Here is an 18,253-nt window from a genome sequence, read left to right as displayed (position 1 = left end):
CAGGGACAGGCCGTGCTAAGCATCATCCGTCTTCTGTCCCTGAGACTGTTACAGTCGGGCTCCGGAATTTTTCACTCTTTTGCTCATGTTTTTTCTGATCGGGCTCACAGAGGCGAAATCACCGTGACGAAGGAGGTGACCCGGCGGACGCGGGCGCCTGTCGGATGAACCACTGCTTCGAGCGTGCGAAGAGGATCGGTGAGGTCGAAAATACCGCTGACGCGTAGGGCTCCGACGGACGGATCAGCCATGACGATGCGTCCCGGTAGCCAGCGGCCGATGCGAGCGACAAGCGCGTTTACCGTTTCCTCCTCCGCGATGATCAAGTTGTCGCGCCATGCCGCGATCTGACCGCCTTCCCGTCGGCCACGATCGATCCGACCCGAGTCCGCATCCATCGTGAGCCATTGTCCGTCTCCAAGCTGGACGCCGGCCTGAAGCAGCGCATTCGAGGCGTGCACATCCACGAGGCCATGATCGACGGTAACCGTCACGCTGTCATTGTCGTTCGAGACGTCGAAGGCGGTTCCGAGAGCCGTTGCGCGCAAATCCTTGCAGACGACCGAGAACGGTCGGTTCAGTTCCTTGGCCACCTCGAAAAAGCACATGCCGGCCAGGAGTTCGATCTCGCGCCGCTCTGTCTCAAAGTTTACGGCGATGGCGCTTTCGGGGCCGAGGGTCGCAATGCTGCCGTCGGGCAACGTGATCCGGCGGATCTCCCCCTTCGGGCTCATGTGGTCTGCACGGGCCTCCAGCAGCATGCCTGGTGCGAAGGAATAGGCTGCCGATCCAAGCCCCAGAATTGTTAGGCCTCCAACCATGAAATTGCGGCGCGTCAGCCCCAGGCTCTCGCTGCGTTCGATGCGCCGCTTCTCGCTCAGAAGCGCTCCCGATGCACCGTGAACCCGGGAGACACGAGCCCAGATGTCCTCATGCCGTCGGCTACGCGCACGCCACGCCCGTATCAACTCGTCTGATACGGGATTGTCGGGATCATTTTGCTGCCGGATCATCAGATCGATCGCTTCATCCAGCAATCTTTGCTGATCGGATATCGTCTCGGTCATCTGATCTCTTCCGCAGGGCGTGGCAGTCTCAGCCGCCTCTGATACTCGATACAAACGAGCATTGCGAATTTTCCGCCCTTTGGCCGAGAATTCAGAGCACATCCACGCGCAGGACCAGATGACGATAGGCGTCGCGGATCAGGGACCAGGCCCTTGTGGTCGATATGCCGAGTTCTTCCGCCACCTCGGCGATCGTCCTTTCGCCAAGCCGGTGCATCTCGAAGGCCTGTCTGGTCCGTTCCGGCAGTTCGGACAGGGCTTGGTGCGTTTGCACGAGGCATTGACGAGAATAGACGATTCTCTCCGGGGACGGGGCCGGATCGGCAACGTTGATCGCCTCCTCGTCATCAAGCGGCACCGTCTGGATCAGCGCTTCGCGCCGCTTGTGATTGATCCCAAGATTTCGGGCCGCTCGGTAAAGATAGGCGCCGGGATTGTGGTTCTCTGCGGCTTGCCCGGGAGGCTTTGCTATCACGCGCACGAAGGCATCTTGCGTCAGATCGGCCGCGACATCGGGACTGAACCCGCTGCGCTGAAGCGAGCGTGCCATGCCCGCAGCATGACGACGAAACAGATTGTTGATGTCCCAACTCAATTGCTGCCTGCCTTTCGCAACGATGCATTTCGACAGAGTTGAGAAGCGTCACAATCGTGGCTACGCATCCAGGTGTGATCCTAGTTTAGATCGTTTCGGAAGCGAAATTGTCGATGGATTCACGGGGGCGAACTCTTGCCAGATGCTGCGGGAAAAACATGTCGATCATACTCATGTTATTCTCTTATGCCCAAAGCATGCAAGTCCGGACCCGGCGCCAATTGGATGAAACTGGGGCAGCTACCCATATGGGTCGCATCAGGCCGCTGAGCGATATCGTGGACATTGGTGCGGTCAGGCGTTCTCAGACGCTATCGGATTTAGTGCTAAACTATGAAAGTGATCCACATCCGCTTGTAATAGTGCAGTGATCAATTTGACGGACTCGTCGACATGACTGCGCCGACGATTCATATCCCATCAAGGCGAGAGACACCAGCGGTCTCGCTCGAGTCGCTGAGGCGTGCGCTATACCCCCAGTTCCAAGAGCCATCGGCTCCCTGGGCCCTCGCGCCTACTCTGGGAAGAACAACAACTTCTGGACGGCCCAGGGCGAGCCGTCCAATCAAATAGGTTTAGGACCGCAGACGCTCAGTTCGGCACAAGCACATCGCCTCTGGCGAGCAGCCTTGCAGTTCTCAACAAGCCTGCCGACTTCAGGACAAAGCCTGCCGTGTTGTCTTCATAGTCAACGGTGACATCGATAACGCCGCTTGGATGTTCAAGTAGTACCAGCGCCGGATTGCCAGCAGGATGAGTGGCGAGGCCTGTAGCGACCGTACCAGGTGTGAGAACGCAGGAGGCGAGGCACTGCGCGCCCGTGACGGCCATGGTAGGATGGCAGTTGAATGGCATGAAGTACCGCGCAGTTATTGTCCCTCCTCGGCGCGGGGGAGCGAGGATGGCGAATTTGGGTACGACAGAATTCTCAACCTCGCCCATTCCCATCAGCAAGCCCGCCTTGCGCCTTATTGGCTCCATTTGCTCATAAAATGCGCGGTTCGCGTCCAGTTCTTCCACGGTCTCATAGCCCGAAAGCCCGAAGGCCTCGGCCCGTGCGATGACGATGGGCATGGCAACGTCCATGCAGGTGACGGTCACGCCGTCGATCTCGTCGGTCAGATTGCCGGTCGGCAGCAGAGCACCCGTCGTTGATCCCACCACGTCCATAAAATTCAGATAGATGGGAGCGGCTGTTCCCGGCACGCCGTCGATTGCGGCATCGCCCTCATAGGCGACGACGCCGCCCGGAGTCTGGACGATCGCTTCCACCTTTGCGCCCGTATTGACCGAATGGATGCGTACGCGCGTCACGTCACCGGTTGTCGGCACGATGCCGAGTTCGATGGCCGCCGGGCCGACACCCGACAGGATATTGCCGCAAGTCGGCTTGAAATCGACTTTCCGGTCCGCGACGCTCACTTGCGCGAAGAAGTAATCGACATCACAACCCGGTTCCTTCGACTTCGAGAGCATGGCCACCTTGGTCGTAACCGCCGTGCCGCCTCCGATGCCGTCGATATTCAGCGGATGGCCGGAGCCAAGAGCGGCCACCAGAACGCGCTCCAGGTCGCCGAGTTCGCTTGGCAGATCTTCGCGACGGAAATAGGGGCCGCGGGATGTGCCGCCGCGCATGAACAGGAAGGGAATGGCAGTCTGCGCCATAACTGGTCTCCATCGATAGAACGAAATTCAGGGAAACAGGTCGGCTCGGGTCTCCCCGAGCCGACTGGCGATGGCCTCACCGGAGCGGCCAGGGGAAGTCTGCGAAGTCTTGGAGCACACCGCTGGGGAAGTTGAGAGACAGCGCCCAGGCCGCGAGGATGCAGCCGCCGACGGCCCAGGCCGTCAGGTGAAGGCTTTGCACCCAGGAAGCCCGCACCCGCATGCGCATGAAGGCAAGGAAGAATATCACCACGCCAAGGACGAAGCCGACCAGTGCAACCAGTCCGACAAGTGCGGCGATCCAGACGAGGCCTGCCCACACTCCGTGAACAGCAATCCGGCTGCTCTCCTCGCCCGGCAGTTCGGTATCGAAATGCGAGTGGTGCCCGGTCTCTGCGAAGCCGAGTTGCCAGATCAGGATTCCGAGCATCACCAGGCCGATGATCGAGACCGAAAGCGGAAACACCTGGCCCAGGAAGTCTCGTTGCAGCGAGTCCATCAACGCCATGCCCATGATGCCGAGGATCAGAATGGCGAACGCAATCTGCGGAAGATGGGCGCGAAACTGCGGTACATCCGGAACCTTGTCGGACGGGTCGACGATCTCGCCATGCTCGTCCACGCGGTTGCGAAGCCCGAAGTAGATGGATGCCAGCGTGAGGAGGCCGATGATGATCACGCCGGGTCGCGCAAGGAACGACCAGCCATTGAACTGAAGCGTCTGGTAGAAGAACGTCTCTGCCTGTGGTGCGAGCACGAAGCCGATCAGAAGAGCCGGACGCGACCAGCCGAAGCGCTTCATCAGGACGCCGACGACCCCCAATGCCAGCAGGGCCACGAGATCCTGCACCGACCGGGTCGATTGGAAAGCGGCGAAGCTGATCATGACCATCATGAAGGGGGCCATGTACTGGAAGGGGACCTTGGTGAGGCCGGCAATCGGCTTTGCGAGCATCACACAGGCACCGGCACCAATGATATTGGCGAGCGCCAGCGACCAGATCATCGTGTAGGTCAGGTGGAGATCGGTGGTGACCATGGACGGACCGGGCTCAATCCCGATCAGCACCATGCAACCGAGGAAGACCGCCATGGCCCCTGATCCGGGAATGCCGAAGAGGACGGTCGGCAGCATGGCTCCACCGGTCATCGCATTGTTTGCGCTTTCAGGCGCGATCACGCCGCGGATGTCGCCCTTGCCGAAGTTGGAACTGTCCTTGGTGGTCTGCACGGCGTGGCCGTAAGCAATCCAGTCGACGACGGAGCCGCCAAGGCCCGGGATCACGCCGACGATGCAGCCGACCGCAGCACAACGCAGCGACAGAAACCAGTTTGCCGCCCAGTCCCGGATGCCTTGGGTCCAGCCCTTGCCGAGCGGCATGTTGCCGGCGATGGCCGAATTGGCGCGCATCAGATCGATGATCTCAGGGATGGCGAAAACGCCCATCCCGACCACGACCAGGGGGAGCCCGTCGTAGAGATAGGTGACGTCGAAGACGAGACGGAATTCACCGGTCGCCGGTGCCGCACCGATCGTGCCGATGACCAGTCCAAGCGTGCAGGATGCCAACCCCTTGACCAGGCTGCGGCCGGAAAGCACTGCGACCATCGACAGACCCAGAACAGCCAGCATGAAGAGCTCTGCCGATCCGAACGCAAGAATGACCGGGCGCGCAATGAAGACGAAACCGGTGAGCACGATGGCACCGAAGACGCCGCCGAACATGGATGAGAAGAAGGCGGTGGAAAGGGCTCTTGCAGCTTCGCCCTTCTTCGCCAGGGGAAAGCCGTCGAGCACGGTTGCCTGGCTGGACGAGCCGCCGGGGATGCCCAGGAGGATGGATGAAAATGTATCGCCTGTCGGCATGATCGCGACCAGGCCGATCAGCATGGCTAGTGCCGAGACCTGGTCCATACCGTAGATGAACGGGATCAGGAGTGACAGGCCAGCGATGCCGCCGAGTGCCGGGAGCACGCCGATGACCAGGCCGACAAATATGCCCAGGACCATATAGGCGAGGTGCTGAAAGCTCAGCAATTCGGCGAGCGCTGTGAATAGGGTATCGATCACGGCCGTGGCTCCGCGTTTGCCACCTGAAAGGCGGCATTGAAAAGACTTGTGATGGGGCAGGGGGTGGCGGGTTTTGCTAGAAAACCCGCCGGGTCAGGGTCATTCCTGACCGAGCTTTACGCCGTAATCAGTGGCAAGCATGGTCGCGACCTGCTGGCGCAGCTCCGGCGACAAAGCGGTCGCCTTTTCGAAGAGGGCCTGGGCAAGGTTGCCCGTGACCTGTTCATAGGTGCCGAGAACGGCGTCGGCACTTTCCTTGTAGGCAGGGTCCGCCTTCATGTCTTCGAAGGCCTTCTGGTAGGCGGCGATGATGTCATCGGGCGTATCCTTTGGCAGGAACACCATCTTCTGCGCCGGGAAACCCGCGACATAAAAGGCCATATAGGCATCGTAAGCCGGGCCGCTGGGCTTCTCGCCCGTCAGCTTTTCATAGGCTTCTGGATAGGTTGGCAGGTCGGGGAAGGTCGGGTCGCGAACCACATTGCCCGCTTCGTCGAGCACGCCGAGGCTGAAGAGAGGAACTGCCTGCCCGGCCTCGACCAATGGCTGGACATTCTTGATGTAGGCAGACGAGGTCTGGAAATCGATGTTGACTTCTCCGCGCTCGAAGGAGAGGCGGCCATCGCCGCGACCCTTGAAGCCGAAGACGTGTTGCACGTTGAGATCCATCGCCTTGAAGCCAAGAAGCGGAACCAGATCGAGCGAGGTTGCGCCTTGGCTTGCATAGACGAGATCCTTGCCCTTGAGCATGGCAATGTCGTCGACGCTTTTCAGGCCGAGAGACGGTGTTGTGTAGACAACGCCGCCTGTCGGGCCCGCCATCGCGATCTTCCAGTCCTTGTAATCGTAGCGGACGCGCGGATCCCCGAGCAGATAGGGGAATTGCGTCGAAGCCGATGTCCCGAGGATCATCAAGCCATCGGGCTTGGCGCGAGCCGCAAACAGGTTGCTTCCCTTCGTCGAACCGCCACCCGGCTCATTGACGACGACAACAACCGGATTGCCAGGCAGGTACTTGCCGAGCAGTTGCGCATTGAAGCGGCCCCAGGTGTCGGATCCGCCGCCGGCCGAGAATGGAATGATGAACTCGATCGTCTTGCCTGCGAAATTGACCTCCGCAGCAGCAGGTCCTGCAAGGCCGGCTGCCAATAGCCCTGCCATCAGGCCCAAAGTGGTGCGGCGGCTCAAAGAGTTATTCAGCATGGTATAATCCTCCCAATCCGGCCCTCAGATGTGCCGGTTTCCTCCAAGCTTGCGCAGACTTGATTTCTCCTCGCCAAATCTGCTTCTAGCTCTCATACTGAGTTTTGCTGTCGATAAGCTGTCCGTAAAGGAATTCTACCGCCGTGCGGATCATTCTGGTTGAAGACAACAAGAGCCTGGCAAAGGGTATCGAGGATGCCCTGCGTGATCAGGGCCATGGGGTCGATCATCTCGATGACGGTCTTGCCGCAGACAATTTCCTGCGAACCGAGACGGCCGATGTCGCGATCATCGACATCAATCTGCCAGGCCTGACCGGCATTGAGCTGACCAAGCGCATGCGCGGCCGTGGGGACACCACGCCGGTGCTGATGCTGACGGCCATGGGCAAGACGTCCGATCGGGTGGTGGGCCTCGATGCTGGCGCCGACGACTATCTGGTGAAGCCGTTCGAAATGGCAGAGCTTATGGCGCGCCTCAGAGCGCTGACGCGCCGAAGGCCGCAGCTCTTGCCGGAGCAGGAGCAGATCGGCGACCTCGTCTACGATCGTCAGCAGCGGGTCATCATGCACAAGGACAGGCGAATTGATCTGCCCCGACGTGAACTCGCACTTTTCGAGCTTTTGCTCGACCACAAGGGCAAGCTCATGGATAGAGAGCGGATCTTCTCGTCGCTTTATGGAGCGGGCGCGGAAGTGGAGGCCAATGCGATCGAGCTCTTGGTCTCAAGGCTGCGCCGGAAACTCGACGGGACGCAAGTGGAAATCAAAACGGCTCGCGGCCTTGGCTACATGCTGAATGCAGGGTCGACATGAGGAGGCTTTCGCTTCGCTCAAGGCTGTTCCTGCTCCTTATTCTGCCTTTGATCGTGATTTCGGGCATTGCGTCTTACGCGCGCTTTGAGGAGGCGCAGCGGCTTTCTCAAAGCCTTTACGACAATACCCTTCTGGCTGTCGCCTTAACAATCTCGCGCGATGTGGCGATTTCCGAGGGCGACATTCTGACCGAACAGCTTTTGGAAGAATTGACGACCGCGTTAGGTGATCCGGTTTATTATCGCATCACGGGGCCTGGCGGCGGGTTCGTGACCGGCTATTCCGATCCGCCGGATGTGCCGGATGGTTCTGACATTCAAAGCGGCAAACCGTATTTCTTTGATAGCACCTATCTCGGGCGGGAGGTGCGATCGGTCGTTCTTCGGGAATTCCTTAACCAGCCGAGGTTGCAGGGGTGGATGACGGTTGAAGTCTGGCAGACCGTCTCCCAGCGCGCCGCCTTGAGCCGTGATCTTCTGTTTCAGAGTATTGCGCTGCTGACGACCATCATCCTGTCAGCCGCCTTGATTCTGTGGTTCGGGATCAAATTGGGCCTCAAGCCTCTTCTCGACCTTCAAAATGCAATCAGCCTAAGGACGCCTGATGATCTAAAACCGATCCGCCGATGGATCCCGGTCGAACTCCGCCCGCTTGTCCAGACGACCAACTCCCTGTTCGAACGCTTGGCGAAAGCGTTTGAAATCAGGTCAGCGTTCATCTCTGATGCGGCTCATCAGCTTCGCAATCCGATTGCATCAATAGTTACGCAGGCGGAAGCTGCCGTGTCGTCCCCGAACGAGGAAACACTTCGTGAGCGCGTTGCGTCCATCGCGCAGTCAGCCCGTGCGACAGGACGGCTCACCAATCAATTGCTTTCCTTGGAGCGCGTGCGCGGTCGTAGTTTGCGCGCTTTGTTCGAACATGCCGATCTCGTCGCGCTCATGTCGGCCAGGATCCGCTCCTTCGCAGAGGTCCAGCTTCTCAATGACATTGCCGTTGGCTTTGCAGTTGAGGGGGCGCCGAAGCCTGTTTTGTGCGATCCCGTCATGATCGAAGAGATGATGGCCAATCTCCTGGACAACGCATTGCGCTACGGTTTGCGCGAAGGCGGCGAGCTGGCTGTCATGCTGTCCTTCTCCGAGGAAGAGGTTGCCATCGTCGTCGAGGACGACGGACCCGGGATCAATGAAGAGCTTCGGGAGAGGGTTTTTGATCGCTTCTTTCGAGCCGATCTCGACTTCGGCGATGGTTGCGGCCTGGGGCTTTCCATTGTTGCCGATATCGCCGAAGCTCATGGAGGAAATGCCCGATGCGTTCCTTCTCCAAAAGGTGCACGTTTCGAGATCCGTTTGCCGCTAAATCAGCAATAGGTGACGGGTGAACCTGTTCCACTATCGCCACGCCGCATTTCGAGTAGGTGCCATTGGTTCGACCCCGTGCGATGAGGGGCTCCTTCTGCTATCTCCGCGCGCCAGCTGCCGTCAGCAGTCACTACGGCGTCTCGCGTCTACCGTGCGCCGAGACGGGTTGAGTGCCGTAACACTTTTCGTTGCGGGCGAGATGAAGGAATAAACGGCAACTACAATGAAGTTTAGGTTCGATAATTTAACATTACGCCGCACACGTCCTAAATGAATGGATTTGGGGGTCAAAAGTGCAGGTCGCAGGGCCTTCAGGACCGAAAAATAGTGAATCGGTAGCCACCCAGGCTTACGTCGATCCGACGACGTTGAAGCGCACGGTATGTCAAACGATCGCTATCGCGAAGTCACTCAAGATTTGCGCCACTTCATTTCGAAAATTCCGGAGGGGTCCAGCAGCCGTTACCCTTAGTTTTGTAAGCGCGCGATCGAACAGGCGACATGGTCTCGCCATTCAGGCGAGAATGTAATGATGCCAGCGGGTTTCTCGTCGTGAAGCCAGAGTGCTCTTGACCATTGTTGCCCGAGGTCGTGCGAAGCGGCGCGGGCAACATCAGTTGGAACACGCATCCGCAGCATACCGTCAGAGCGCAGGTCCACGAGCCGAACAGGTTCAATGGTCGCTACAGAGGCGCAGGCCACCTCCAGAAGCTACCCCATGCCGATTGGGAAGTTGCCCCTTGATCCGATAGCACGCTCGCGCAAGATCGCTTCGGCGAAGCAGACCTTGATGCTGCTGCCGAAATAAACGACGCCGAAACGATCAGGAGGTGTCAGGGCAATTTCAGGATCACTGAAACGGCTCGAGCCGAAGCCGTAGCCAAGCGGATTCGGATACCGGCTTTGGTATAGCCGGTACTACGATGCCACAGAGGTCCGTTCAAAAATCACCAGTTCGCGCGAACCAAACTCGGTTGGCGGAAGCAAGTTCGATGAGATGCTCAGGAGAAATCACCTTTGCCAATTAAGCGTGCTGCTCCCACTGCAAACCAAAAGCCAGCAATGGGAGGGAAAGCTGCTGGCAGGAGGTGATCTCAACAGTATTAATTGGAGTTGGCGGCGTCTCTGCTATTCAAACCAGAAATCTTCTCAGATATGGGTTTTGTCCGCTACGCTATCGCTACTGCGCAATCTGTGTTGAGTTCTTTCGGCAAACCTATGGCACACGAACCAAGCATCCTGTCTCGATTGCACCTCCAGGCATTGCGTCATCTTGAGGCGATTGTCCGCCTCAAGACATTCGAAGCGGCAGCACGGGAGCTGAACGTGACGCCGGGGGCAGTCAGTCAGCAGATCCGCCGGCTCGAAGAAAATCTGGGAGTTTCCCTTTTCCGGCGCCACGGAAATCGATCAGAGCCGACGGAAGCGGCGATACAAATCGCACAATCGCTCGGTGATGCATTTCGCAGAATTGAAGTCGCCTTGGAACAGGTCGTCGGCAGAGAGCTAAAGGCAATAAAGTTCAGAGTGTTCCAGACTTGGGCAAATCGTTGGCTGATACCGCGGCTGGACGCATTTTATCAGCAGTATCCTGGAATCGCTGTAGAGTTCGAGACCGGAATCGATACATTAGACACTGATAGGCCTGACCTCGATATGGCGCTAAGTGTGCGGACTGTCGAACCCGCAGGGCACAAGTTGATCCCACTTTTCACCCCTCATCTTTGTCCAGTCTGCACCCCGTCAGTGGCTGTTCAGCTGGGGCCGACACTCGATTTGGCGCGAGTTCCGCTGATCGCTTCCCGCAACCGTATGGCTGACTGGCCTCGATGGCTTGAGAGAACTGGTCGGGCGGCGAATGACCAAACGCCATTGCTCGTCTTTTCGAATTCGACACTCGTCTACGAGGCAGCAATGGCTGGCAACGGATTGGCAATTGCCCAGGTCGAACTGGTGTTAAACGATTTGCTTGCGGGCCGGCTCGTTCGTCCCTTTCCGGAAGTTATCGAGGCGAACGAGCCAATCTCAATAGTGCTACCGACGTCGCGTGCGCACCGCGGAGCCCCCATGGCGTTTCGGACTTGGTTAATGTCCGAGGCAGCTCTGCTGCGTGAGAGAACGGAGTCCTACCTAGCTGAAACAAGCTGAGGCGTAGCTGTGACATTCTGAATGAATGCGACGATCTGATCCGATACAGGGGGCGTCCGAAACGCCTCAGCGCCATGCCCAACCTTCGGTATGACCCGCAATGTGACGTCAACACCTTGTTCCATGAGCGCAGTCGCCATCTCTGCACTTTGGGTCCAAGGCAGGACACGGTCGTCGTGACCGTGCATGATCAAGAACGGCGGAGCCTCCGGCGCCACGAAAGTACGCGGGCTGATCTCGCGCAGCAGGTCGGGGCGTCCAGCTGGAGACTCTCCAAACATTAGCCCGAGCGGGCTTTCTGGACTCGTCTGGTCGATATCGACCTTGCATTCGTCGCGCAGAAGTCTTGCCATGTCATAGGCTCCGTAGACCGCAACCACCCCACGAGGCGCAAAATGACTGACGGGCCGAAACGGCTCGTTCTCACGAGCGAGAACCGCAAGCGCTGCCAGATGCGCCCCTGCAGATGTGCCGGCCATAACTAGGCGGTCGCAGTCGATCCCGTAGCGATCCGCATGAGCAATTAGATGACGCAAACCATCATTCACGTCATTAATCTGGGCGGGAAAACGGGCATGTTGCGCAAGGCGATAGCCGATGCTCACGAGCGCGAAACCATGTTCCAAGACGAACATTGTCCGAACCGCCCGCTTGTCTCGCCGTGACCATGCCCCTGGGTGCAAAAACACCACGACCGGCATTGGACGTGGTGCATTCTCCGGCAGATATACGTCGTAGGATTGACGCTCGTGCGGACCAAAACTCACGTCGCGGATTACACACACGCCTGGGGGGACCGCCGGCAGTGGGATATCAGTGCCTTTGTGCTGCGGTTTTAAGGAGGGTTGCATCATCAGTTCGTCTGCTCTCTCTGAAGTGGGCCCGGTCGCTGCCCGGACCCTAGTTTGATCAACGGGGCAACTTGAAGCCGACCTTTGTTTCGTACCAGTTGGTGAGCCAAGCATAAGCGTCTGGCGAGAGATCAGTGACCGTGCCCCAGAGCGCCTGTGCATCTTCGCCGGTATAGAGCTGGTAGCCGCCCAAAGATTCCTTTGTCGCATCGCGGAAAGCCGGATCTCCCGCAACCTGAGAAAAGGCCTCGCTATACGCCTTAACTACCTCACGAGTGGCGGAAGACGGGAGCACAATGGATTTGCCCGTCGTTATCGTCGCGCCCATCAAACCGAGATAGGCTTCGTATGCAGGACCCGAGAGCGGCTTGTCATGGACCTTCTGGTAGAGTTCAAGGAAGGTCGGGACGTCGGGGAAGTTTGGATCTCGTACGATTTTGCCGGACGGATCGATGATTCCAGTCGTCATGAAGGTTATCGCTATTCCTTCGTCTACGAGCGGCTGCACGCTTCGCACATAGGCGGCGGTGGTCTGATGATCGACATTGAATTCGCCGCGCTCGAAGCCGATACGGCCTCCGCCGCGCTCCAAGCCCCACACCGATTTAATGTCGAAGCCGAGCAGATCAAATTGAAGGACCGTCATTATATCAGCAGAATCCTGACGCCCTCCGCCGAACACCAATTGGGCGCCTCTCATGCCTTCCACGTCGCCCGTTGCTTGGGCACCTGTCGTTGGAGAAACGTAGAAGATTGGTGCCATTGGCGCGATGAACACAGGAACGAATTCGTCGAACTGGAAATCGATCTGAGGCGATTTAAGTGTCTTAGCCAGAAAGATCGAAGATGACAGTGCCAGGATGTCCGATCCGTCGGACTTCGCGCGTTTAGCGAAGCGATTGGTTGAAGGTATGCCGCCACCGCCCGGCTCGTTACGGATGAGTACGGTTGGTTCGTTCTCCAATGCTTTCGTAAGATACGGCGCTACTGCCCGGACCAGAGTATCGCTGCCGCCCCCTTCGCCAAAGGGAACCGTAACATTGATCCGACCGATGGCCAGCTCCTGGGCCGCAGCAGGCAGGGCCAACGAAACCGCGATAGCTGTGGCTGTGATTATCGATTTAAAGTTCATAGTTTCCTCCTCATCAGAAATGGTCCCAGGGGTTTAGGCTCAGAATCCAACCATCCGGAAGATAAGTCCCGGCCTGGAAGGTCAGGAACAGATAGACGCCCATGATGCCAACAACCCCGGCTGCGATCGCCAGCGGTTTGGCGCGCGCTTCGAAGGCAAGGAAAGCGCCTAGAAATAGCGATGCACCTGCAAAGAACCCAAAGCAGGCAATCAGCAGCACGGCGGCCACGATCCAGGCGATCGTATGAAGAAACGAAATAGAGTAGCGGGGACCTGTCACCCGCTGGTCTTCCAGCGCGGAAGGTGTCCCGACCGCGAGCTGCCAGAGCAATATGAGAGCCGAGACCAGGCCAAGGCCCGCCGCAACCTGTGGAAACAGACGACCCAGCGGTTGCAGGTCATTCACCATGGCGAGCGCGCTGGCGAAGCAGACCGAAAGCAGTATGGGAAGGATGAACTGGACCGGCCTCGTTTTAGCTATTGCTTCAATTTCCTCGCGGTCTTCGGGCTGCTTCTGAAGTTGCTGCCAGACCGACGAAGCCAAAACCGCCAAGATAACAGCGAGCAAAACGAGAACGATCGGTCGGAAAAGGAACTCACTCAGGCTATACAATTGCGCTGTCTGATACAGCGACTTTTCGAGGTTTTGCTGTAAAACGAAGCCGATCAGAAACGCTGGGCGCGAGAAACCGAAGCGCCGCATAGCGATGCCAATGGCGCCGAAGACGAGAATAAGAAACAGGTCACGCGGATCGCGATTGATCTGCAGCGTCGCAAAGGTGATGGCTACGATCAGAAATGGCGCGATCCATGCGAACGGGATGAGCGTCAGCTTTGCGAGGTGGCGCGCGAAAAGAAAGCAGCTACCGGCACCTATGATATTCGCGAGCGCTAGGCTCCATATCATCAGGTAGGTCAAGTTGATGTCTTGCGTCAACATGCCCGGGCCGGGTTGAATGCCGATCAGGATCAGCGCGGAAAGCAGCAGGGCTGTCGATCCGGACCCCGGGACGCCGAAAAGCAGAGTGGGCACCAATGCACCCCCCAGTACGGCATTATTCGAGCTTTCAACCCCGATCACGCCCCGCACATCACCTTTGCCAAACATCGACTTGTCACGCGCTGAGCGTACGGTTTGGCCATAGACAATCCAGTCCACCACGGAGCCACCCACGCCGGGCATGGCGCCGACCAGGCAGCCGACAATAGCGGAACGGAATACGATCCACTTGTTGCGAAGAACATCGACGACGCCTTGGCGCATACCGCTTCCAAGGCTCGGGCGATCGGATATAGAACGGTTTTGCTGAATGAGGTCCACAATTTCCGGGATGACGAAGACCCCGATCACACAGGCGAGCAGGGGTAGCCCTTCGCTCAAATAGAACAGGCCGAGATCAAGGCGCTGTTCGCCGCTTGCAGGCGCGAACCCGATAGAAGCCGCGAGCATGCCGAAGGCGCAAATCGAAATGCCTTTTGCGAGGCTTTTACCCGACAGTGCGGCCACGCTAGCTACGCCAAATAGGATCATCATTAGTATCTCCGGCATGCCGAACCAGAGAATGACCTGTTTCGCACCCTGCAGCGTCAAGGTCAGGACAAAGGCACCAAACAGGCCGCCGATGACCGAGCTTAGAAAGCCGGCCGCCAGTGCACGCGCGCCTTGCCCGTTTTTCGCCATTGGAAAACCGTCAAGGACTGTTGCTTGCGAGGAGGCCGAACCTGGGACACCCAGGAGTACAGAGCTAATGGTGTCGCCGGTGCTGACGGTCGCCAGCATTCCAATCGCCATAGCCATGGCAGCGGCCGGTTCCATGCCATACAGGAACGGGATGAGTAGCGACATTCCTGCCGCGCCGCCAAGGGCAGGCAAAATCCCGACGAACAGGCCGAGCAATGCTCCGAAGAATAAGTAAAACAGCGCCGATGTTCCCACCAGCGTTTGGAAAGCTTCTAACATGTTTCCTCCCATGCTCGCCAATCAGGCGCGCACCCAACATTGGCGCGATTTTTCATTCACAAAAAGTGAAATGATCTAACTCTAGTTATAGAAAATCTAAACCTATCGGGCGCGAGTTGAGCCTCAAGCAGTCTTGCCAAAGGCCAGCTTCGCAAGAGGATAGCCATTGGGCGAGGCGGGAACTCCTTCACAAGTACATGAACGGTCTGTCGCCTGGCATGCAAAAATCAAGAGGCGGGCCACACTCGGTCACTGATGTAGAATGGGCATGGCTAGCATGCGGAGCTCTCAGCCAAGTCCATCCAGCTTCTTGTCTTCCACAATGTCGCCTTCCGGTCTGCGGACTCAAAGCAGGGTGGTCTCCAACCAACTCGCCCCGGCACCAACAAATTGTGCAGGTAAGGGGGCTGATTCCGCACGAAATGGCCGAACGGGCTCTTGTTTGTGACCAGCGCTCTGGCGTGGCATACGAACAAAGCGTCGCTCGCGCCGAGGGCTAATCATCTTGTCACACCACATTGGTCGACTGAGCCTATCCAACGCCATGATGAGGCGGTCAAAGTGCCGACCTCGAAGAGAACCATGAGCCTGACCTGCGATGCCCACTGCGACTAGCTTGACAACCGCGATTAGAGAACGCTGTAGGACACGATTCCACTTTTGCTTGAACGCCCCAACAACGAGTTTGACATTGGGCCACCTAGTTGCGGAAAGCGCTGAGACGATTAATTTGCCATACTCCAAGCGTTGCAGTTTCGCGGCATTGCTTGCCCATTCGTGTTATCCGGGGCCTTGAGGAATGAGATATCGTGGGCTTGATCTCAATCTGTTGGTGGCTCTGGATGCGTTACTGAGGACACAGAACGTTTCACGGGCAGCCAGTGCCGTTCATGTTACCCAGCCGGCGATGAGCTCTTCGCTGGCGCGGCTCAGAGCGTATTTCGGCGACCCCTTGCTGATTACCCGCAGCGGCAAATCCGTTCTTTCACCTTTGGCCCAAACGCTGGCGATCCCGGTTTCCGAGATGCTCCGGACCATTGATCGGACGATCATCACTCAGCCGTCGTTTGACCCGAGCGTCGATAGCAGGAGTTTCAGCCTTTTGGCCGCAGATACCGTCGTTGCGGGATTTCTGGCAAAGGCGCTCCAGCACATTTCTCAACTCGCGCCCAATCTCTGCCTGGACGTTGCGACGCCGCACGGAGACTTGTTGGAGCGGCTGGACGCCGGCCGTGTCGATTTGATCATCGCTCCAGAGGTTCATTGTTCACCGAACCATCCCAAAGAACTGCTCCTCGAAGAGGATCATCGCGTCATTGCCTGCCGCAAAACCTTCGCGCCGGACGTCCTGACCCTGGAGCAATACGCTGAAGCAGATCACGTGGAGGTTTTTGTCGGCGCTTCTCAACGGCCGTATCTGCCCGAGCGTTTGTTTTCCGCCCACGGCTTCACGCGGCGGATATCCGTGAAGCTGGATAACTTTTCCCTTGTGCCGTTTTTTCTGTCGGGCACGGAGCGTCTTGCCACATTCCCGGGAAAAACAGCCGAGTTGTACATGTCTTCTGCAGATCTGAAGCTGATTGATCCCCCCTTTCTCATTCCGCCCGCCCGGCTCGTCATGCAATGGCATTCGCGCGCCAATGCCGATCAAGGGCTCAACTGGCTGCGCACCACCATCAGGCAGCATCTTGAGGCCGAAGAGAGGCAGTATAAGTCCGGCTTATACCGCCTCGCGCTGTAAACGATTTGAGCACTGGCGCTGCCTGCTGCTACCCCTCTGCCCCACAGGACCACACAGCATCGCGGGGAGAGAGCAGCCATGTGCGAAAACTGCAACATGCCTAAATTGAATATGACGCGTCGGCATAGCCTGGCAGCTTTGGGCGCCGGTCTCCTCAGCCCGTTTGTCGCAGCGGCTCTGCCTAAACAGGCCGCGGCGGAAGGAGTTGTCGGCACGGTCCAATCGGGCCGCGAGATCGTGATCCGGGGTGGATATGTCCTGCCTGTCGATCCTGCCATGAAGGATTTGGTCAAAGGCGACGTTCATATCAAGGACGGCGAAATCGTTGCCGTTGCCGAGCGGATCGATGTACCAGCCGCAGAGGTTATTGATGCGACCGACATGATTGTTATGCCTGGGTTCGTGGATACCCATTGGCACATGTGGGATGGCATCTGGCGCGGTCTTGTCAACGACGCGACGGATTACTTCAACCGCCACGACTTGCTTCCGCATTACAGCGTGGAAGACCATCACACGGCCGTTCAATATGCCGCGTTGGAAGCCATCAATGCAGGGTTTACGACCTGTCACAACTGGGCGCATGGCCTGCGGAACTATGATGACGTCGAAGCCGAGCTATCCGCACTCGTGGAAACCGGTATTCGCGCAAAACTGAGCTATTCCGGTGTCATTCGCAATGTGCCGACCCCCGTTGCCGATCTTCAACGCGCACTGGACTGGATTGCTGCCAACGGAAAGGGCCGGCTTGGACTCGGCATGACACTGGACGGTGCAGGCGAGCATTTCAAACCGCAGGTTCAGGTGGCTCGTCAACTTGGCCTACGGCCGATCACCGATCATGGAAGCTTCATGGCGTTTCCGGATCTCATCGGGCCGGAGTTCATCTTTACACATGGTCCAGGTATCGCACCGGAAGCTGTTGCCCTCATCGCCGGTAAGAAGTTGGGGGTCGCGCTTTGCCCTGCAACTGATCCGATGATCGGCGCAGGACTGCCGCCGGTCTACGCCTTGCTTCAGGGCGGCGTGGACCTGGACAATATCAGCTGCAGCATCGATGTGACGTGCCAGTCGCCTGCCGATCCGTTTGCCAATCTCAGAACTCTGGTGAATTCCGGCCGTATCCAGCAGGTTGAGGCAAACAATCTGACCGGTGACCTCCTGGGGATCGCCAAGAAGGGACTACAATGGGCCTTCAGCTATCGAGATGCCATTCGTGTTGGCACCTTGAGCGGCGCTCATGTGTTGGGGCTTTCGGATCAGATCGGCTCTCTGACGCCGGGCAAGAGAGCGGACGTCATTCTCGTGCGTACCGATGAGCCCAACATGTTGCCCGCCGCCAACACCAATCCGGCGTTCCAGATCGTCCAGCATGCGGTTCCCGCCAATGTCGACACCGTCATTATCGATGGAATAATCCGGAAACGCGGGGGCAAGCTGACCGGCGTCGATGTCCATGCCGTCGTTGAAAAGGCAGCGCGGGCTCAGGAAGCCATTCGCAAGCGGGCCAACTTGCCGACGGTTGATAACACTCTCTGAACCACTTTCTTCTTCATCGTAAAGACTTGATCGCCGCACGCCCCGACACCTTCCCGATCATGCTGTTTCGAAATGGCAGGAAATCGCTTGATCCATCAGTGCGTG

At 58.0% G+C, this 18,253-nt stretch carries 14 protein-coding genes; 5 read left to right on the top strand and 9 right to left on the bottom strand.

The annotated features are described in order from the left end of the window. Positions 1-104: 104 nt before the first annotated feature. The 5 genes from D4A92_RS22075 to D4A92_RS22055 form a co-directional block, all read right to left on the bottom strand. A complete protein-coding gene (locus D4A92_RS22075; protein ID WP_203020656.1) occupies positions 105-1,067 on the bottom strand; it encodes a FecR family protein in 963 nt (320 codons plus the stop codon). A 91-nt stretch (positions 1,068-1,158) separates the two neighbouring features. Continuing rightward, positions 1,159-1,617, bottom strand: a complete 459-nt coding sequence (locus D4A92_RS22070) for a sigma-70 family RNA polymerase sigma factor (RefSeq protein WP_246754152.1) — start codon at positions 1,615-1,617, stop codon at positions 1,159-1,161. Between the two features lie 636 nt (positions 1,618-2,253). After that, positions 2,254-3,327: a 4-oxalomesaconate tautomerase gene (locus D4A92_RS22065; protein WP_203020652.1), complete on the bottom strand. Its 1,074-nt coding sequence runs from the start codon at positions 3,325-3,327 to the stop codon at positions 2,254-2,256. A gap of 76 nt (positions 3,328-3,403) precedes the next feature. Beyond that, positions 3,404-5,398, bottom strand: a complete 1,995-nt coding sequence (locus D4A92_RS22060) for a tripartite tricarboxylate transporter permease (RefSeq protein WP_425959054.1) — start codon at positions 5,396-5,398, stop codon at positions 3,404-3,406. A gap of 99 nt (positions 5,399-5,497) precedes the next feature. Further along, positions 5,498-6,601, bottom strand: coding sequence for a tripartite tricarboxylate transporter substrate-binding protein (locus D4A92_RS22055; protein WP_203020650.1), 1,104 nt, complete (start codon positions 6,599-6,601; stop codon positions 5,498-5,500). A gap of 143 nt (positions 6,602-6,744) precedes the next feature. Here D4A92_RS22055 and D4A92_RS22050 point away from each other — a divergent pair, with 143 nt between their 5' ends. Both D4A92_RS22050 and D4A92_RS22045 read left to right on the top strand, forming a co-directional pair. Further along, positions 6,745-7,416 (top strand): response regulator transcription factor, encoded by a 672-nt coding sequence (locus D4A92_RS22050; protein ID WP_203020648.1) that lies wholly within the window; start codon positions 6,745-6,747, stop codon positions 7,414-7,416. Next, positions 7,413-8,786 carry a sensor histidine kinase gene (locus D4A92_RS22045; RefSeq protein ID WP_203020646.1) on the top strand — a complete coding sequence of 458 codons (1,374 nt, stop codon included), beginning with the start codon at positions 7,413-7,415 and terminating at the stop codon, positions 8,784-8,786. Before D4A92_RS22050 ends, D4A92_RS22045 begins: the two co-directional genes overlap by 4 nt. A 702-nt stretch (positions 8,787-9,488) precedes the next feature. On the opposite strand, the gene D4A92_RS25345 is transcribed toward D4A92_RS22045, so the two are convergent. Continuing rightward, positions 9,489-9,614: a hypothetical protein gene (locus tag D4A92_RS25345; RefSeq protein WP_432445039.1), complete on the bottom strand. Its 126-nt coding sequence runs from the start codon at positions 9,612-9,614 to the stop codon at positions 9,489-9,491. A gap of 270 nt (positions 9,615-9,884) precedes the next feature. On the opposite strand from D4A92_RS25345, the gene D4A92_RS22035 reads away from it, so the two are divergent. Next, the gene (locus D4A92_RS22035; protein ID WP_203020644.1) at positions 9,885-10,925 is read left to right on the top strand and encodes a LysR substrate-binding domain-containing protein; all 1,041 of its coding nucleotides are present in this window, start codon (positions 9,885-9,887) and stop codon (positions 10,923-10,925) included. On the opposite strand, the gene D4A92_RS22030 is transcribed toward D4A92_RS22035, so the two are convergent. From D4A92_RS22030 to D4A92_RS22020, 3 genes are read right to left on the bottom strand one after another with little or no spacing between them, the layout of a single operon-like run. Further along, a complete protein-coding gene (locus D4A92_RS22030; RefSeq protein WP_203020642.1) occupies positions 10,904-11,779 on the bottom strand; it encodes an alpha/beta hydrolase in 876 nt (291 codons plus the stop codon). The genes D4A92_RS22035 and D4A92_RS22030 overlap by 22 nt on opposite strands. A 55-nt stretch (positions 11,780-11,834) precedes the next feature. Continuing rightward, on the bottom strand, positions 11,835-12,908 hold the full coding sequence (locus D4A92_RS22025; protein WP_203020640.1) for a hypothetical protein: 1,074 nt from the start codon (positions 12,906-12,908) through the stop codon (positions 11,835-11,837). A gap of 13 nt (positions 12,909-12,921) precedes the next feature. Next, positions 12,922-14,868: a tripartite tricarboxylate transporter permease gene (locus D4A92_RS22020; protein ID WP_203020638.1), complete on the bottom strand. Its 1,947-nt coding sequence runs from the start codon at positions 14,866-14,868 to the stop codon at positions 12,922-12,924. Between the two features lie 799 nt (positions 14,869-15,667). Here D4A92_RS22020 and D4A92_RS22015 point away from each other — a divergent pair. Beyond that, on the top strand, positions 15,668-16,609 hold the full coding sequence (locus tag D4A92_RS22015) for a LysR family transcriptional regulator (protein ID WP_246754151.1): 942 nt from the start codon (positions 15,668-15,670) through the stop codon (positions 16,607-16,609). Between the two features lie 78 nt (positions 16,610-16,687). Further along, a complete protein-coding gene (locus D4A92_RS22010) occupies positions 16,688-18,148 on the top strand; it encodes an amidohydrolase family protein (RefSeq protein WP_203020635.1) in 1,461 nt (486 codons plus the stop codon). The last annotated feature ends 105 nt before the right edge of the window (positions 18,149-18,253 follow it).

The organism is Rhizobium rosettiformans (assembly GCF_016806065.1).
Classification (GTDB): domain Bacteria; phylum Pseudomonadota; class Alphaproteobacteria; order Rhizobiales; family Rhizobiaceae; genus Allorhizobium.
Note: the sequence above shows the minus strand (reverse complement) of the source record. Positions and strands in the feature narration are given on the sequence as shown.

What these genes read in the sequence shown, in the direction of transcription:
- D4A92_RS22070 (WP_246754152.1), bottom strand. Translation starts at nt 1,617, where the DNA reads ATGGCACGCTCGCTTCAGCGCAGCGGGTTCAGTCCCGATGTCGCGGCC.
- D4A92_RS22045 (WP_203020646.1), top strand. Translation starts at nt 7,413, where the DNA reads ATGAGGAGGCTTTCGCTTCGCTCAAGGCTGTTCCTGCTCCTTATTCTG.
- D4A92_RS22075 (WP_203020656.1), bottom strand. Translation starts at nt 1,067, where the DNA reads ATGACCGAGACGATATCCGATCAGCAAAGATTGCTGGATGAAGCGATC.
- D4A92_RS22055 (WP_203020650.1), bottom strand. Translation starts at nt 6,601, where the DNA reads ATGCTGAATAACTCTTTGAGCCGCCGCACCACTTTGGGCCTGATGGCA.
- D4A92_RS22065 (WP_203020652.1), bottom strand. Translation starts at nt 3,327, where the DNA reads ATGGCGCAGACTGCCATTCCCTTCCTGTTCATGCGCGGCGGCACATCC.
- D4A92_RS22010 (WP_203020635.1), top strand. Translation starts at nt 16,688, where the DNA reads ATGTGCGAAAACTGCAACATGCCTAAATTGAATATGACGCGTCGGCAT.
- D4A92_RS22030 (WP_203020642.1), bottom strand. Translation starts at nt 11,779, where the DNA reads ATGATGCAACCCTCCTTAAAACCGCAGCACAAAGGCACTGATATCCCA.
- D4A92_RS22025 (WP_203020640.1), bottom strand. Translation starts at nt 12,908, where the DNA reads ATGAACTTTAAATCGATAATCACAGCCACAGCTATCGCGGTTTCGTTG.
- D4A92_RS22015 (WP_246754151.1), top strand. Translation starts at nt 15,668, where the DNA reads ATGAGATATCGTGGGCTTGATCTCAATCTGTTGGTGGCTCTGGATGCG.
- D4A92_RS22020 (WP_203020638.1), bottom strand. Translation starts at nt 14,868, where the DNA reads ATGTTAGAAGCTTTCCAAACGCTGGTGGGAACATCGGCGCTGTTTTAC.